Source organism: Streptomyces sp. WAC05292, assembly GCF_003949955.1.
In the GTDB taxonomy this organism is placed as follows: Bacteria; Actinomycetota; Actinomycetes; order Streptomycetales; family Streptomycetaceae; genus Streptomyces; species Streptomyces globosus.
In genome coordinates this window covers 1-630 of record NZ_RPSE01000879.1, presented here as the reverse complement: position 1 = coordinate 630, position 630 = coordinate 1, and the positions used below count along the sequence as shown (strand labels likewise).

Here is a 630-nt window from a genome sequence, read left to right as displayed (position 1 = left end):
CCGCAGCCCCGCTCCCGAGCGCCGGACCCGCTGGGAGGACCGGGCCGCCGTCGACGCCGCGCCGTCCGCCGCCCCGTCCGCCCCTGCCGCGGAGGTCCGGCCCACCGCCCGGGCGGTGTTCGAGGAGATGGCGGAGCGTGCCGTCCGCCCCGCCGGGCTCGTCCGCCGGGCCGCCGCCCGCACCCTGGACACCCTCGTGCTCGCGGCCGTCGCCGCGGCCGCAGCCAGGCCGCTCCTCCCGGCCGTGACGGCCCACCTCCAGGCCAAGGTGGACGCGGCGCGCGGCGCCGGGGAGGCCACCACCGTGTGGCTGTTCGACGCCACCATCGCCGGATACCTCGGCGTCGTCCTGGCCGTCCTCGTCGCGTTCGGGCTCTGCTACGAGGTGCTGCCCACCGCCCGCTGGGGCCGCACCCCGGGCAAGAAGCTGTGCGGCGTCCGGGTGCTGTCCTCGGCGACGTTCCGCCCGCCCGGCTTCGGCGCGGCACTCTCCCGCTGGCTCGTCGGCGCCTTCCTCGGGCCCGTGGGCTGGCTCTGGTGCCTCGGCGACCGCCCCCGCCGCCGCGCCGCCCACGACCGGGCCGCGGGCACGTACGCGGCCCGCTGACGCCCCGTCGGGCACCCCCGGCG

Annotated in this window: 1 protein-coding gene; it reads left to right on the top strand. The window is 80.5% G+C overall.

The features are described from left to right. Positions 1 to 607 (top strand): RDD family protein (locus EF903_RS33540; RefSeq protein ID WP_185902982.1); only part of this gene is annotated, 607 nt, incomplete at its 5' end. Positions 608 to 630: the final 23 nt, after the last annotated feature.